This window comes from Halomonas urumqiensis (assembly GCF_003028575.1).
Lineage (GTDB): Bacteria > Pseudomonadota > Gammaproteobacteria > Pseudomonadales > Halomonadaceae > Halomonas > Halomonas urumqiensis.
On sequence record NZ_PYUD01000005.1, the window covers coordinates 101,877 to 118,672 of the forward strand.

Annotated in this window: 6 protein-coding genes; 1 reads left to right on the forward strand and 5 read right to left on the reverse strand. The window is 60.6% G+C overall.

The window, feature by feature from the left end:
* Positions 1–116 precede the first annotated feature (116 nt).
* Positions 117–10,955, reverse strand: a complete 10,839-nt coding sequence (locus C6V82_RS13695; RefSeq protein ID WP_146157042.1) for an immunoglobulin-like domain-containing protein — start codon at positions 10,953–10,955, stop codon at positions 117–119.
* A 691-nt stretch (positions 10,956–11,646) separates the two neighbouring features.
* Between C6V82_RS13695 and C6V82_RS13700 the strand changes: the two genes are divergently transcribed.
* The gene (locus tag C6V82_RS13700) at positions 11,647–12,450 is read left to right on the forward strand and encodes an SDR family NAD(P)-dependent oxidoreductase (RefSeq protein ID WP_102587439.1); all 804 of its coding nucleotides are present in this window, start codon (positions 11,647–11,649) and stop codon (positions 12,448–12,450) included.
* Between the two features lie 108 nt (positions 12,451–12,558).
* Here C6V82_RS13700 and C6V82_RS13705 read toward each other — a convergent pair whose 3' ends face one another.
* The 4 genes from C6V82_RS13705 to C6V82_RS13720 form a co-directional block, all read right to left on the reverse strand.
* Positions 12,559–14,349 (reverse strand): ABC transporter substrate-binding protein, encoded by a 1,791-nt coding sequence (locus C6V82_RS13705; RefSeq protein WP_102587438.1) that lies wholly within the window; start codon positions 14,347–14,349, stop codon positions 12,559–12,561.
* A 66-nt stretch (positions 14,350–14,415) separates the two neighbouring features.
* Positions 14,416–15,156, reverse strand: a complete 741-nt coding sequence (locus C6V82_RS13710) for a sulfite exporter TauE/SafE family protein (RefSeq protein WP_102587437.1) — start codon at positions 15,154–15,156, stop codon at positions 14,416–14,418.
* Positions 15,157–15,262: 106 nt separating this feature from the next.
* Positions 15,263–15,853 carry a malonic semialdehyde reductase gene (locus C6V82_RS13715; RefSeq protein ID WP_102587436.1) on the reverse strand — a complete coding sequence of 197 codons (591 nt, stop codon included), beginning with the start codon at positions 15,851–15,853 and terminating at the stop codon, positions 15,263–15,265.
* A gap of 79 nt (positions 15,854–15,932) precedes the next feature.
* The gene (locus C6V82_RS13720; RefSeq protein WP_102587435.1) at positions 15,933–16,796 is read right to left on the reverse strand and encodes an intradiol ring-cleavage dioxygenase; all 864 of its coding nucleotides are present in this window, start codon (positions 16,794–16,796) and stop codon (positions 15,933–15,935) included.

The following is a 16,796-nucleotide window of genomic DNA, read 5'->3' on the forward strand; positions in this document are numbered from 1 at the left end:
ACCCTAAGAGGCGATAGTCACGCAGGCCCGGTGGCCACACCATGCACGCTCGCCCTGAAGCAAAAAACCGGCCCCGAAGGGCCGGCTTGTCATGGGCAATGGACATTCACCGTAGGCTAGATATCCACTGGTACATCCTGCTGGACTCTGAGGGTGGCCTCTTCGCCACCCACAGTCGCGTTGTAGAGCTGATAGGTGACGCCGCCATCATTTTCCGTGCCACCCGCCGTCCAGGAGCTCCCGGAAAGGTCGACGCTATCCCCGGCGTCGCCGAGGATACTGAGCACATTGTCATCATCGGTCATGTCCAGAACGTCTTCGGCAGTAAGGGCGACGCTGTGGTCCTCGCCTTCCGGCATCAGGTCGAGGATTTCGATATTGCTGAGATCATCAGGATTCGGGTCTTCGTTGAAACGCAGCTCCACGACGTCGACACCCGCAAGCCCATCCAATGGCTCGCCGGTATACAGCAAGGTATCGTCGCCGGTGGTCGGCTCCACGGCCTCGATGTCGATGCTGAAACTGCCAGTATCGGGCGGTGCCTGCTCGTCGCTGAGCGCTCCGGCGACATCCGTGGTAAACGCCTCGTAGGAAACGGTTTGCGCGCCATCGGTGGCGGCCTGTACCAGATAGAGATCATTGACCTGGGTCGGCGTCAGCCCCTCCAGGGTGTAGGTGTCGTTGTCAGGGTCATAACTCTCGCTGGCCTCCTGAAGCAGAGTATCGCCGCCGTCGGTGAAGAAACTGGCATTGGCGCCAATACCAGTCAACGAGATGGTCGCGGTTTCCGAACCGTCCAGGTCCGTCATCGCCGCACTCAGGTTGAGCGGAACCTTTTCGCCTTCCCTGCCGAAGCTCAGCTCCGGGTCCAGAGTGATGCCATCGGCCACCGGGGCCACCGTGATATCGACGGGCTCGGAAGTGGTGCTACGCTCTCCGGCACGGGTGGTCTGCGCCGTGATGCGAATGCCATCTTCGCCCTCCAGGGTGCCACTCCAGTTGCGGGGCGGCTGCAGGCCGACGAAGTCGGGTATGTCACCGTTGCTATCGACAGGAATCGACCAGCTATTACCGCCGATATTCTCGGCCAGGCTCGTGTTATCCGCATCGGTTCCGGTCCTGACCAGCCAGCCATCCGGCACGTTGTCGATGAGTACGGCATTCAGGGTGAGCGAGCTATCCGGCAGCGAGACCTCCAGGCCTTGCAACTCGATCAACTCGTCTTCATTCCCGCTGGAGTTGCTCAGCGAGACCTCCGGCAGCGGCGGCGCAATCTCGGGGGTGGCGGAACCACTGCCGGTTGCGCTGTTGGCCGCGCCGGCTTCCTGGGTGGTCGCCTCGGCGTTCAGCGAGACATCGCCCCAGGTATTCTCCGCCGGGCGATAGGTCACATTGAGTGAATCTCCAATGGCCACCCCCTCGAGCAGGTAGGTCCCATCGCCTTGCGGGGTGATCGCGTTGCCTTCGCTGTCCAGCAAGATGCCGCCGACTGTGGCGCCATCGCCGGCGATCATGTCGCTCTCGTCCAGGGTGAGCACGACCTGATCGTTTTCCAGCGTGACATTGGGCGCATCCGCCGGGCTTGAGATGTCGATGCTGAAATCGACATCGTCGCCGCTCGCCACATCATCTGCCGTGACCGTCACTGTCGGTGTATCGGTGACGGGGGTGACCGTTGGTGTGAGGGTGATCTGCTCGACATTCTGCCGCCCGTTGGGAGCCTGAGTCGTCAAGGTAGTGTCGAAGGAGAAACTGCCTGTGTTGTCATTCGTGTCCGGCGGCGGTATCACCTCGATCCCTTCCAGCAGCGTCTGCAGGGCCGCACTGCTCGGGTCCTCGATGCTGGCATACCATACGGTTTCGCCATCGATGGTGGTCTGGCTCATGCCATTGACCACGGCGCCATCCGGCAGATTGGAAATGGTCACCGCACTGCGCCCGCCACCCGCCGCGGGTTCGCCGATATCGGCGTTGACCAGCTCAGCCAGAGACAGACCGACATCCTCGTCCATGGCGGCGCCGGAGTATTCCCAGGTGTTGATCTCCGCGGGCAGTTCACCACCATCGCCTTCGCCACCGGTACCAGTGAGTGTCCAGCTATCGCTGTCACGCTCTTCCTCGCCGGCGTTGACGCCTCCGATGACGTTGTCATCCTGTGTGACGCCGGTGATGGTGATCTGCTGAGCCTGAATGTCATTCACCTGGGCATCGGTGGACAATACGAAGGTGAAGGTTTCCGTCAGGGTTTGCGTATCGAACGCGCGGTCGGGGTCGATCTCCACCCGCCACTGGCTGCCCGTACCTCCCGCCACCTGGCCGACGAACTCGCCACCCGCGACGCTCACCCCGGCGGGCACGTTGTCGATCACAAAGTACTTCAACTGCTCGCTACCGTCGGTATCGGCTTCACCGTTGGCATCGGTGTCGTTCTGCTGGGTCACCTCGACGGTCACCTCGAGGCTATCCCCGCCATCGGCGGTGACGTCGTTCCCGGCAATCACGGCACTTCCATCCCCACTGGTAATGCCGGTAATGGTCACCGAAGGCGCATCGGTCACCGCATCGATGAAGATGGTGTGTGTCGCGTCCTGTCTCTCCGAGGTGACATCAGCCACCGTATCGGCGCCTTCACCCTCATACCCCGCGTTGGGGGTATCCGTGACCGTGTACCCCACCTCGAGCTGCCCGGCATTTCCGGAGAAATTGGCCGACCCCTTGGCGTAGATATTCTCCCAGGCGCCGTTGGTCAACTGATATTGGTCACCCACCAGGGTCACATCGCCATTACCGGCATCCGCCGCCGCCTCGGCCAGTGTGGTGGCGCCGTCGCTGCCGAAAAATAGCGTGAACTCGTCGCCATCCGCCAGGCTGGGCGGCGAGATCCAGACGGTATCCAGCGTTTCATCGGTATCGCCGTTCTGGAAATCCAGCGCCAGGTCCACCTGACCCAGCGTATCTTCGATGATATCCGACTGGATGCTGAACGCCGCCTCCGGCGAGGGTGTCACCTCGAAGGCCACCGAATTGGTGGTTTCCTGACTATCACCGTCGTTCTCGGTGACCACCGTGGTCACGTCAAACTCGACACGCCCACTGAAGTTCTCCGGCGCGGTGACCTGGGTCGTTGCCAGGTTGTTGGCCACCCATTCACGCTCTGCACCTTCGCCGCGAATCAGCGTCGCGTCCTCGATATCGAACTGCTCATCCAGGCCGGTGATGCGATAAGTCAGGGTTTCCGAGCCATCGATATCGGTGCTTTCCGCCGTGGTGAGAATATCGCTGAGCATCACGCTATCGGTGCCATCATCAAGGTCCGCCTCACTGTATACAGGCGTGGCAATGACGATATCGGGTGCGTCGGCGACCCCATCAACCAACACATTGATGTTCTTCTCGATGGGGGTGGCCAGCGTATCGGTCTCCCCATCGTACTCATCCACGGTCACCACGCTGGCCGTCAGCGTGAAATCCTCGTTGCTGTCTAGGGGCGGCTGGATCGTCAAGTCACGACTGCTGTCGAAGTCGTCGATCACATAGTCACCATCGCCATTGGCGACCACCTCGCTGCCGTCATAGCGGAGTACCGCCCCGACGGGTACATTGCCGATGGTCACCTGGAAGCTCTCGTTGGGGTCTTCGCTCTGGGGGCGAATGCCCAGGGTGATTTCCTCGTCCTCATTACCCTCGGCGGGGGTGGTTACGCTTAATGAGGCGAGGTCAGCCACCGGCTGGTCGATAAAGATGCCGTCGAGGGTCGCACTTCCCGAGATAGCCGATACCTCTTCCGCCGTATCGGGGTCGGTATCCACCGTCTTGGCCTGCACCGTGATCTCGAACTGGCCCTTCTGATTCGGCGCGGCCCTGAACTGCACGGTATCCAGAAACTCAATGGGAACTTCCACCGGCGAGCCGTTGAACGTCTTCACGACCCAATCACCGCCAGCTTCGCTCGTATCACCATTCGTGGAGTAGCGGAACGAGGCGCCATTGGCATTGTTGTTGAGGACATCGCTTAGGCTATCGACCAGTTGCGGTGTCAACAGCGCGAAGGTCTGCTCGGTGCCCCCATTCTCGATGCCATCCTGGTTGTTCCAGGGGCCCTTGAAATCGAACCCGTCGGCATTCAGCGCAAACCATTGATCCTCGACGCCGTCCACCTCGGTGCCATAGGTATGGTCGCCATTGATGGTGAGATCGGGGCTGCCATCGCCGTCGCTGTCGCCGCCAACCACTTCGGCGACCGGCGTGACCCGCACGGGCAAGGTACTGGTCGTTTGTTGCGTATCACTGAGCTGAGTACCGTCCACCGTATTGGTATCCGTGGTGGTGATGGTCAGTTCGATGTCCTGGTTTTCACTGCTGTGTGGCGCCGGCGTGATGGTGAAGTCACTCAACACCTCTTCGCGCTCGGTTTGAGTCAGCGAACCATCGAAGGTGATGGTGTAGGGGTCGCCGGCACTGCCATCCCCCGAGACGCTCCAGCCGGCGGTATTCACTGTGGCTTGATTGACGTCCCACCCCGTCGGTATCTCGAAGGCCACGGAGTCGATCACTTCCGAGCTGGCACGCGTATCGATCACACTGAGCCCGGACAGGAAGTCGACGGCCGTGTCTTCCTCGGTTGGCGGAATGGCCGAGAAACCAATATCACCCGCGACAGGCGTGACAAAGAGATCGAATTGCACACTGTTATTGCTGGTATCGGCCTCGGGAACCCCATCCAGTGGGCCGTCGTTACCCCCAAAGCCATCCGCGTCGACATCCTGCGCATTGAGGGTGATCGTGATGCCGGTCAGGTCGCCACTGAAGTTCAGCGCCGCGCCGAAGCGTATCTCGGGGAAGCTGTCGATTCCCCCGGTCTGGCCATCCTGGCCGTCGAGAGCGTCAATGGTGAGGCTGCCTCCTCCGGCCAAGGTCAGGCTGTCGTTGATCACCAGCGCATCGTTGCCGGTAGGATTCTCGATGGTAATCGAGCGCACCTCGGAGCCATCCAGGTCCTCGAACTGCGCGCTCAGCAGATCTCGAAGATCGAAGCGGGAATCCTCGGCGATGGTAAGCGAAGCCTGAGTACCACTGTCGTAGGAAACACTCGTCACCCCATCGATGCTTGTCTGACCGGTATCGAACAGCAACTCGACATCATCGGTCACCGCCTGCACGCCGACATTCACAGAGGTGCTGGCGGTGGCGCCCGTCACGCCATCCAGCGGATTGCCGCTGTCGTCGACTTCAAAGCTGGTGACACTGACGTCGATGGTGAAGTTGTCGGCGTCGTGTTGTGCCGGCAGGATCTGCAGCGCCTGATACTGCGCCGTGGTCATCACCAGATCCGCATCCGCTTCGGCATCGGCGATGTGCGAACCATCACTCAATGCGATGGTGATCGGGCTGCCATCGCTGGCCAGTAGAGTGTCACCGTTATCATCAAGCAGTTCGGCCCCATCGGGAATCCCGCTCAGGCTGATCGCCCCCAGCAGTTCGGGATTATCACCGGGTTCGGCACCGTTCTGATCCTCATTATCGGTGACACTCGGTGCGTTCAGGCCCAGCGCCACGGCCTCGTCTTCCAGGGTTTCCACATCAGCGCTTTCAGGTAGCTGCGGCGCATCGGCGACGGGGTTGATGGTCAGGTTGACCGTCACGCTGCGGGTTTCACCGCCTTCCGTGTAGGAGTAGGTGAAGGTGTCTTGACCGCTGTAATTCTCGTTGGGCGTGAAGGTCAGCGTGCCATCCGGTGCAATCGTGACCGAACCGTACTCTGGCTCTGGATCGATGATGATGGTGTCCGGCGTGGCATTGGCCGGCGTGGGCACCTCAAGGCTGGTGTCTTCGTCGACCGTGGCGTTGATCGAGGCTTCCACCGGTGTGTTATCGACCACATCAACGTTGAAGCTGCCGCTGGCCGTGTCGTTATCGCTATCGGTCACCGTGAAATCGAACGGCAGCGTGATGATATCGCCTGCCGCATTGGTGACCCCGGTGACATGGTCCAGCGCGGATTCGAGGGTGAACGAATACCCGGGGTTGTCGCTTCCCGGGTCGGTGATGACAAGGGTAAAGACCGTCTCGCTGTCGGCCGTCGCCGTCAGGGTATAGCCATCCGCACTTAGTGTGAAATCCAGCTCTTGTTCGCCGGAGGTCAGCCCCAGGCTTTCCAGGGCTGCCACATTGGCTTCATCGAGGGTGGTGTCGAGGCTGTCCTGACCGGCGGTCACAGCCAATGTGCCGGTCTGGGTCAGCGCCGTCGGGTCCGGGTCGGTACCATTGGCAAGGTTACGCTCGTTGACGCTGGCATCGGGGGGCGTGCCTACCTCGGGCTCGGTATCCTCCACCTCGATGGGCTGGGTAGCCGGTTCGGATTCATCCCCGTCGCCATCGGTCAGCACGTAGGAGAAGTTGTCGCTTGCCGACACATCATCGCCACTGGCGGAGTGATCGGCACTATCCAGAGGTGTGTAGGACCAGTCGCCATCGCTTTCGACCGTCAGTTCACCGTGCAGGGTCTCCACGCTGACACTGCCACCCTCGGTGATATCGGCCTGCGCTTCATCGCCATTACGGTCGCTATAGGTGATCTGGCTGACATAGGCACCATCGGCACCCTGAGTGTCGTTCTCCAGGACATTGCCGGTGGTGGCGCTGTCGCCCTCGGTCACCGTTACAGGGGTATCGTCTGAGGCCGAGGGGACGTCGTCGACGATATTGACGTCAAGCGAATCGGCGCGTCGGTCCCCCGACGTGTCGGTGACGGTGATATCGACACTGTCGAGCACATCGCCTGAGGCGTGATCAGCATTAGCGGTCAGCGTGTAGGTGTAGCTGACCTCACCGGTTCCCGCGTCATAGCCGGTGATGTCAAGGCCACCATAGGTCATGCCCACCGTCAGCGGCGAGGCATCGCTTGCGCCTTGCAGATCGGCCAGCGAGAAGGAGTCACTGCCGATCGTCAGGCTCTCCAGCTCATCGACGTTGCCTGCCGAAATAGTGAAAGTGCCATCGACGCTCTTGCTGTCACCGGGATTGGAACCGTCATCCAGCCCCGCTTCGAAGACACTGACATCGCCGTTATCGGCTCCGTTGGCGTCCGGCACCTGGAGCCCCGGCACGTCTTCGTTGACCGTGACGGTGGCATCGTCGCCTGGCACGACGTTTTCATAGTTGCCTCCCGACACGCTGTCGATGCCGATGGTCCACCCGGAGGTGGACTCGCCCGCTTCACCCGCCCCCAGGTCCTGGTTCTGGTTGGGCACCGCCAGGTCGACCTCGATAGAGGTTTGGTCCTCGGGAATCTCCACGCTTGTGCCATCGCTGAGTTCGATGGTCAGCGGTCCGCCCTGGGGCGCATCGCTGACACTCAGCGTGACGGTGGCAATGCCACCCTCGTCGGCCTCAGTCGGTGCGCTAAGGTTGACTGTGACGGTATCGATGGTATCGGTGATATCCGTGGTCACCGGTGTCGCATCGAATTGCAGATCTTCGAGGCTTCCGGCAGCCCCCGCAGAAACAGGGTCGCCATCGGTATCGATCTCCTGGACGCTGTCGATACTGCGCTCGACCTCGCCGGCATCGAGATAGACGTTATCCTCGGGTGCGGCGATATCCAGGGTGCCGTCACTGCTACCCGCCAAAATTGTGATGGTTTCACCCGTATCCAGGGTGACGGCAATGGCGTTGTTGGCCGTCACCGGGGTGCCATCGGCGTCCGTCAGCGAGGCGGTATAGGTAATACTGCCACCTTCGTCGACACTCTCGGTGGCCGTGAGCCACACCGTCACGGTATCAATCGTGTCGGCCACCTGGGTGGTGACCTCGGTGTTATCAAAGGCTAGGTCTTCGAGGCTGCCCGGCGTACCGATGGTGACGCCCTCGCTGGCACCGACGATGCTGTTGGTGACGTCACCGGCATCGATGAAGATATCGTCGCCGGGGGCATCGATCGTGATGCTTTCTTCACTGCTGCCGGCACCAATGGTGATGATTTCGCCATTGGCCAGCGTCACCTCGATCGCGTTATTGGCGGTCACTGGATTGCCGTCGGCATCCGTCAGCGTGGCGGTATAGGTGATGCTGCCACCTTCGACGGCATTCTCGGTAGCCGTGAGCGAGACCGTCACGGGGTCGAGGGTGTCCGCCACCTGGGTGGTGACCTCGGTGGCATCGAAGGCCAGGTCTTCGAGGCTGCCCGGCGTGCCGGCGGCGACATCCTCGCTGGCACTGACAATGCGGTTCGCTATGGCCTCAGCATCGACATAGATGTCGTCATCAGGGGCATCGATGGTGAGGCTTGCCTGGCTGTTGCCGGCACCAATGGTGAGGGTTTCACCATTGGCCAGCGCCACCTCGATTGGGTTGTTGGTGGTGACGGCATTGCCGTCGGCGTCAGCAAGCGCCACCGTATAGGTGATGCTGCCACCTTCTACGGCATTCTCGGTGGCCGTGAGCGACACCGTGGTGGTGTCGATGGTGTCGGTGATATCCGTGGTCACGGGAGTATCGTCGACCTGCAGATCCTCGAGGCTGCCCAGTGTGCCGGCGGCCACGGGGTCACCATTGGCATCGACCTCCTGGGCGCTTTCAATCGCGCGCGTGACCTGGCTGGCATCCAGGTAGACATCATCGTCGGGCGCTGGAAGCGTGCCACTGTCCTGGCCCGCGCCGATGGTGATGACCTCGCCGCTATCCAGCGTCACCGCGATGGCATTGTTGGTCGCCGCCGGGTTGCCATCGGCACCCACCAGGCTGACGGTGTAGAGAATCTCGCTACCTTCCGCCACGCTGGCACTGGCCGTGAGCTTGACGGTAGCCGTGTCTAGGGTGTCGGTGATATCGGTCACCGCTGGCGTGGCATCGACCAGCAGGTCTTCCAGGCTTCCCGGCGTGCCGGCGGCCACCAGGGCGCCGCTGCCATCGACTTCCTGGGCCGTCGTGATGATGGCGCTGGCCGAGGCGTCTTCGACGAAGAGGTCGTCACTCAATGCGTCGATGTCAGCATCGGTCAGGGTGACCTGGCCGGCGTTGCCGCTCGCCGCGACGGTGATCGTGGCGCCATTGTCCAGACTGACGCGGATATCATTATTGGCGGTTACCGGATTGCCGTCGGCGTCGGTCAGCGTGGCGGTATAGGTGATGCTGCCACCTTCGACGGCATTCTCGGTGGCCGTGAGCGAGACCGTCACGGGGTCGAGGGTGTCCGCCACCTGGGTGGTGACCTCGGTGGCATCGAAGGCCAGGTCTTCGAGGCTGCCCGGCGTGCCGGCGGCGACATCCTCGCTGGCACTGACAATGCGGTTCGCTATGGCCTCAGCATCGACATAGATGTCGTCATCAGGGGCATCGATGGTGAGGCTTGCCTGGCTGTTGCCGGCGCCAATGGTAAGGATTTCGCCATTGGCCAGCGCCACCTCGATGGGGTTGTTGGTGGTGACGGCATTGCCGTCGGCGTCAGCAAGCGCCACCGTATAGGTGATGCTGCCGCCTTCGTCGACATTCTCGGTGGCGGTGAGTGAGACCGTGGTGGTGTCATTGTCATCCACGATAACCACGTCGACAGGCTCGCCGGTATCGACACTGTCATAGCCGGTGTCGGAGACCGAGGTGATCGCGTAGCTTCGTGTGTCGTCATCTTGCACGACGTCATCATCGGGGCGGCTGGGCAGCTCCTCGCTGGCGCTGGTCAGGCCCGCGGGAATGGTGATGTCGATATCCCCATTGACCGTGATCGTGACATCCTGATCCGAGACATTGTCCATGGTGGCGGTGAGCGTGATGGGCTCGCCTTCGGTAACCGGCCCTTCGACATCCAGTTGGATACCCAACTCGATCGCTTGGCTATCGCTGGATTCGTCACTGTTGCCCGCCGGGTCGGTGACCGTGGCGGTCACACTGACATCGGGATCGCCCGGCTCGACCGGCACCTCGACGCTGACGCCGTTGTCCAGATCAGACTGGGTGACGGGGCGGTTCAGCAGCTCATTGCCGTCCTTGTCGGTGACCGTGAGGGTGTCACCCACCTCGGTGCCGTCTTCCAGGGTGATGGCGGCGGTGACGGTGCCATCCTCGCCAATCTCTTCCTGGTTGTAGGTGCCGTCGTCGCCGGCGCCGATCAGCTCGACGGAGACCGCCGGCGACACGCTATCCACCGGCTTCTGGTCCTCGGCACTGCCGGTATTGCCCGCCGGATCGGTGACCGTGGCGGTCACACTGACATCGGTATCACCCGGCGACACCGGCACCTCGACGCTGACGCCGCTATCCAGGTCTGACTGAGTGAGCTCGCGCTCGTCGAGGATGTTGCCGTCCTTGTCGGTGACCGTGAGGGTGTCACCGACCTCGGTACCGTCTTCCAGGGTGATGACGGCGGTGACGGTGCCGTCTTCACCGATCTCGTCCTGGTTGTAGGTGCCGTCGTCGCCGGCGCCGATCAGCTCGACGGTGGCGGATGGGGACTGGATATCAGTGGAATCGCCTGATTCTCGCTCGCGCCCACCGCCTCTTCGCCAGTCGATTTCATCGTTGCGCTCATAGCCATAGTCGAAGGCCAGCGGTTTCAGCGGCAGCTCGACACGCTCAAGTCTTACAAAGGTACTACCGTCATGCGTGGGTACGTCGAAACCAGAAGATTGGGGGCCGCTCTGGCTATCAACTGGCGGTGCATCATTCGCTTCGGGGCGGGCGGGTTCGGCAGTGTTCTGATCCTCGTCATCGCTGTCGGAAGATTCTTCCTGGGCGTCCTCGGTGGGCTCGGTTTCCGTATCGGGTAGGGTCAGTTGGGTGCCAGCCGGTACCTCCAGACGCGCGCCAGCAGTATCCAAGAGGATCAGGCCGGCATTATCGGCAGTCACAATCGTCTCGCCCGGCTCGATGACATCACCCTCCTGAAGGGCACGCAGGTTACCATTCTGGTCGCGAACCCACGCCTGCCCGGAAAGTGCCACTACCGTCATCGATCCATTCATGTTTCACCTCATAAAAATGCCCTGCCCTCTCACTGATTGATTCCGAGGAGCCTGGGTTCAGGAACACCGTTACGGGAATCGAAACGACACGATCCCTACGCTAAAGATCCCTACGCTAAAAAATGAACGCCCCTGAGAATTAACTTTTAATTTACTTTGCATGCAAATCCATGACACTTCAACCCTGCACAGTCTGCTAAAGCCCTATGAAAAAAACATAATAAACAGTGATTTAACTTTACCCAAAGCAAAAGTTCACATTGGTTTACTTTTAGGCTTTATACGTACTGTGCTGAATCACAGCCAAGCTCAAAGTTTTAGCCCCCTAGGTGCCCCGCCTAATTGTAAGAAAATAGCTATATATATCCGGTCAAAAAAACTACATCAATGCATGATATTTCTTACAAAACTCTGCTCCTACCGGTGAGTGTTTCTCCGTACGGTTCCCTCCGCTGTGGCACTTGCTGCTATGGCGCTGACAGATGTGCTGCTGCGGCTGACACCCGGCGGCACCGCGCGATTCGAAAACATCCAATCTGGTCAAAATGCCACCTTGGCTCGCTGTCAGTCGACGTGCCACCTGCCGACAATGATCCTCAGCAACGGTGAGTGAAGCAGCGCGTCAAGCCCACTGCCGACAGCTCCCGTCTCGCCACAACAACATCAACGAACCAGTTCACGAGGTGAAAAGATGGATAACACGCGTCTCCAGGGTAAAAACTGCCTGATCACCGGTGCAGCACGCGGCATGGGCGCCGCCGTTGCCGAGCACTATGCCGCCCAGGGTGCCAAGGTGTGCGTCGCCGATATCAACGTCGAAGGATGCGAAGAGGTCGTTTCGCGCATCAAGGCAAATGGCGGCGAGGCGATTGCAGTCAAGCTGAACGTCACGGACCGCGCCGAGGTGCAGGCAGCGGTGAAGGCCACCGTCGAGGCCTTTGGCAGCCTGAATGTGATGGTCAACAACGCTGGCATCAACAAGCCACTGATGTTTCTGGATATCACCGAGGAAAACTGGCATCAGATCATGGATGTCAATGCGCTGGGCTGCCTGCTCGGCATGCAGGAAGCCGCCAAGCAGATGATCAGCCAGGGCAAGGAAAACGGCCCCTACAAGATCATCAACGTCGGCTCGATCCTCTCGCGTCAGGCCTTCGATGACGTGGTGCCCTACTCCTGCAGCAAGCATGCCGTGCTTGCCATGATCAACGGTGGCGCCAAGGCACTGGTGGATCACAACATCACGGTCAATGGCTATGGCCCGGGCGTTGTGCGTACGGAATTGTGGGAGCAACTCGACAAGGACCTGGTCAGCATCGGCAAGTTCGACAAGCAGGGTCAGTCGATGGATGAACTCGCCGCGAAGATGATCCTGATGAAGCGCTACTCCTACCCGGAAGACGTGGTCGGCACCGCCTCGTTCTTGGCAAGCCCCGAGTCTGACTACATGACCGGCCAGCTGCTAATGATCGACGGCGGCATGATCATGCAATAAGCACCCCATGAGAGGCCCCATGTTCCGCCATGGCACATGGGGCTCACTGACAACTCACGATTCGCGCCTCACGATTCACCCCTCATAACTCACGATTCACCCCCTGCCTCAATAATGCCCCTTGTCCCTCATCACCTTGTCGGCACGCTGCTGGGCGATCGCCAGGGCCTGCTTGATCGAGCGCCGCCCATCCAGTACCTCGAATATCTCGTTGCCGGCGATGCTGATCAGCTCGGTAATCCCGGGGACTGGCGGACGGGGCCAGGCCTGCAGGACATCCTTTTTCGCCATCTCATCGACGATGTCGATGAGCGGAGACAATGCCGATACTTCCGGGTCCTGGCTGACACTGAAGCGGGGGGTCACCAGGCTGCCGTTCATGATGTAGAGCTTGGACATGTTGGCGGATGTCAGATGGCGTAACGCCGTCCATACGGCTTCGATACGCTCTTCGGCGAGATTGGCCGGAATCGCCAGGGCATAGCCGCCTATCGGCGTTATCGCCCGGCCATGATTGCCGATCGGATGGGGGAGATATTCGGTATTGCCATAGGCGGGCGAGTCGCGGTCGAACTCGATCAGCGGCGCGAGCAGCGTGTAGCAGTAGGCCATGCAGGATTCACCCGAGGCGTAGGACTGGGCACGCTCGTACCAGGACATGGTGAGAATGTTGGGTGGCGAATACTTGAGAATGTCCAGCATGTACTCGCAGGCCCGGTAGGCAGCATCCGACTGAAACATCGGCCGCAGTTGCTCGCCACTGGCGTGGCGGAAATCATAGCCCCCCGGGCAGGCGGGCAGATCGAGGATCGGCTGACCGAACTTGGCCATCAGGAAACTGAAGGTATGGCCAAGCGGCGTGCCCCTGGCGGCGTTCCAGGCGATGCCATAGCGCCCCCTGGAAGGGTCGTGAAGCTTCCTGGCCACCTTGACGAGATCTTCTGTGGTGGTGGGTGGCGCCAGTTGCGCCTCGGCGAGGATATCCCGGCGGTAACAGAGCAGTTCGGGTGTGGTCTGCACCGGTATCCCGTACTGACTGCCGGCATAGCCGGAACTCTCGATGGCCACCGGATGAAAATCAGAGAGGTCATGGCCATCTCGCTCGATCAATGCGTCGAGAGGCATCAGCACGCCATTGGCCGCGAGCTCGCCGAACCAGGGAAGATCGCAGGCCACGATATCGTAGCGCGATTTCGCCAGCCGGGAATTGTCGAGGATCTCCGCCAACAGGTTATCGATCGACCGCGCCTTGTTGCGAATTTCCAGGCCGAAGATCGATTCCAGTTGCCGCTTGAGGTTGTGCATGGCCATGAAGGTCGGGTCGGCATGCGCCAGCACGCGCAGCCCCCCTTTCAGTTCGAGACGAGCCGAAAGCACGGCGGGCGTCGAGATCACGCGCTCCGGGGCCGAGGAGCCCAGGAACATCTTGCGGGCGGAATCCGACTTCGGGTCGATGCCGAAAAGTGGCCCGAGGATGCCCTTGATCCGCTCGGCGTAGTCCTCCCACTCCTGGATCATCGCCGGCGAAGGGTGCAGGGAGACGGTCTTGCCGCTCTTGGTTCTCGGACGTGAAATGATCAGCCCGCGCTGGATGATGCTTTCGATGCCACGCTTGGCGGTGCCGTAGGAGAGCCCGGAAGAATCGGCGAGCGAGGTCGGCGTGGTCAGGCGGCCAGCCAAGTGGTTGCGCATGACGTGCAGCAGCATGCGCATCTCGCGGTAACCCAGGGACATCGAGAGCGCCCCTTCGGTTTCGTCCTCGAACTTCTCGATGAAATCGATGAATCGCGCGAATTCGGTATTGGAGATCCTCGATACGGGTGTCTGCGACAGGTTGTCGTAAGGCCCCTCCGGGTGGGTGTCATCGAGGTCAGTCAGATCATCGGAATCGCCACGCATGTCCACTCCTGTCTACCTATTACTGTCTACCCATTCCTGTCTAATCATTCGTCTACCCAATCTCGATTACCAACCCGCCCCATCGTAGATCAGCCGAAGACCCAGCAGTATCAGCAGCCCAAGAATCAAGCGGAAGAACAACTCGCCATTGATACGTTTCTGGATGACAAGCCCAAGGCGAACCCCTAACCACGCCACCGGAATCAACATCAACGCCACCAGCAGGTTGTCCATGTTGAGCAGGCCAAGCATCGCATAGGGCACGAGCTTCACCAGGTTGATAATGGCCAGAAACACCACCGCTGTCGCCAGGAATTGCTGTTTGGTCAACTGGCATTGCAGCAGGTAGAAGTTGAGTGGCGGCCCGCCGGCATGGGCGATGAAACTGGTGAAGCCCGCAATCCCCCCGCACAGCCTGCCCACCCAGCTCGACATCACCCGCCCACGCAGCGGCTTGAACAGTCCCCACAGCCCGAACAGTACCGAGAACACACCCAGCAGCAGCTTGAGCAGTGCTTCGTCGAACCAGCCGTAGGTAAAATATCCGATCGCCACCCCCAGCACCGCCGGGGGGAACATCACCCACAATAGCCGGTCGACGCGTTGTCGCCACCAGGCCTTGAGACTGAAGACGTCCATCACGATCAACAGTGGCAGCATGACCGCTACGGCAAAGGCAGGGCTTGCCTTGAGCGAGATCAGCGGCACCGCCACGACACCCACGCCCCCGGCGAATCCCGATTTGGAAATCCCGGTAAGCAGCACCGCCACGATCATCAGCACCACGAATACCCAATCGATAGCCATCGAACGCCTCTTCTGAATTACACGGAAACGGGATACACGAAAAAGGGGTCGTCATCCACGACCCCTTTCGTTGCCAGGCAGCCTGCAGCTAATCCAAATGGATTGACTACAGCACCTTGCAGACTTCGTCGAAGGTGAAGCGGTCACCACGCGGGAACAGTGCCTCGGCATCACCATAACCGAGATTACACAGGAAGTTGCTCTTCACCTTGCCGTCGGGGAAGAACTCCTCATCCACCGCGGCGTTGTTGAAACCGGACATCGGCCCGGCGTCCAGGCCAACCGCCCGTGCCGCCAGGATGAAGTAGCCGCCCTGGATGGCGCTGTTGCGAAAGGCGGTGGTGTGAATGAAGTCCGGCTTGCCTTCGAACAGCGACTTGGCATCCTTGTTGTGGGCGAACATGCGCGGCAGGTGCTCATGGAACTCGGTATCGAAGCCGAGCACGGCCACCACGGGCGACTTCATTGTCTTCTCCTGGTTACCTGGCATCAGCGCCGGCTTGAGCCGTTGCTTGGCTTCGTCGGTGGTCAGAAACAGGATGCGGGTCGGCTGGCAGTTCATCGAGGTCGGGCCGAAATGCATCAGTTCGTAGAGCTCGCGCAGTGTCTGTTCGCTGACCTCTCGGTCCTGCCAGACATTGTGGGTACGCGCCTCGGTGAACAAGGTGGCGATGGCGGTCTGGTTGATAGCAGTCATGTGCTGTCCTCTCTTGGGTGTCGTCGGTCGACTCGAGCCAACCGGGTTGAAGCGAATCGATTTACGCGGCTTGCGACGTTCAGCTCGCCTTCAAGCCGAAGTCGTATCTCAGGTAGCGATAAGGGGATTCCATGTGTTTCCCGTCCGGTGCCTGGCCCGCCGGCCGCTGGGCATATTCCATCACCAGCGAGTCCTTGACTCCGAACACCGCATCGGAATCGAGGTAGGGGTCATTCTCGGCGAATACCTGGGTAACCAGCGTCTCATACCCCGGTGCCATCAACATGAAGTGCACATGGGCGGGCCGATAGGGATGGCGCCCGGTAAGCTCGAGCATCTTGCCGACCGGGCCGTCGGTGGGAATCGGATAGGGAGAAGGCGTCACCGTCCAGAAAGCGTAACGTCCCTGGTCATCCGTGGTGAAACGGGCGCGCAGTGATGCTCCGTCGAGCTCGGGTTTCTGCACGTCGTAGAAGCCTTCGCTGTCGGACTGCCAGACATCGATGACCACGTTGGCCAGCGGTTCGCCTTGTGCGTCTCGCACGTCTCCCTCGACGAACAATGGCTCACCTTCCACGCCCCAGTCGATCGCCTCGCCCTGATTGGCCTGGGGCGGGTCGGCGACGTAGAACGGGCCGAGTACCGTGCTCTCGGTGATCAGCGGATCACCGCTCGGGTGGTTGATGGCATCGACCAGCATGGTCACCCCGAGGGTGTCGGAAAGCAGGATGAATTCCTGGCGCCGGTCGTCGCACATCTGTCCGGTCCGGGTCAGGAAGTCGATGGCTTGCGTCCACTCGGCTTCACTGGGTTGCACCTCGCGAATGTAGGCGTGCAGGTGCTTCACCAGCCCATCGAGCAGGGTCTTGAGTCGCGGGTCTTCGCAACCCGCGAACTGCTCGTTCACGGCAGCGGTGATGTTGTCGGCATTCAGGTTGCGCAT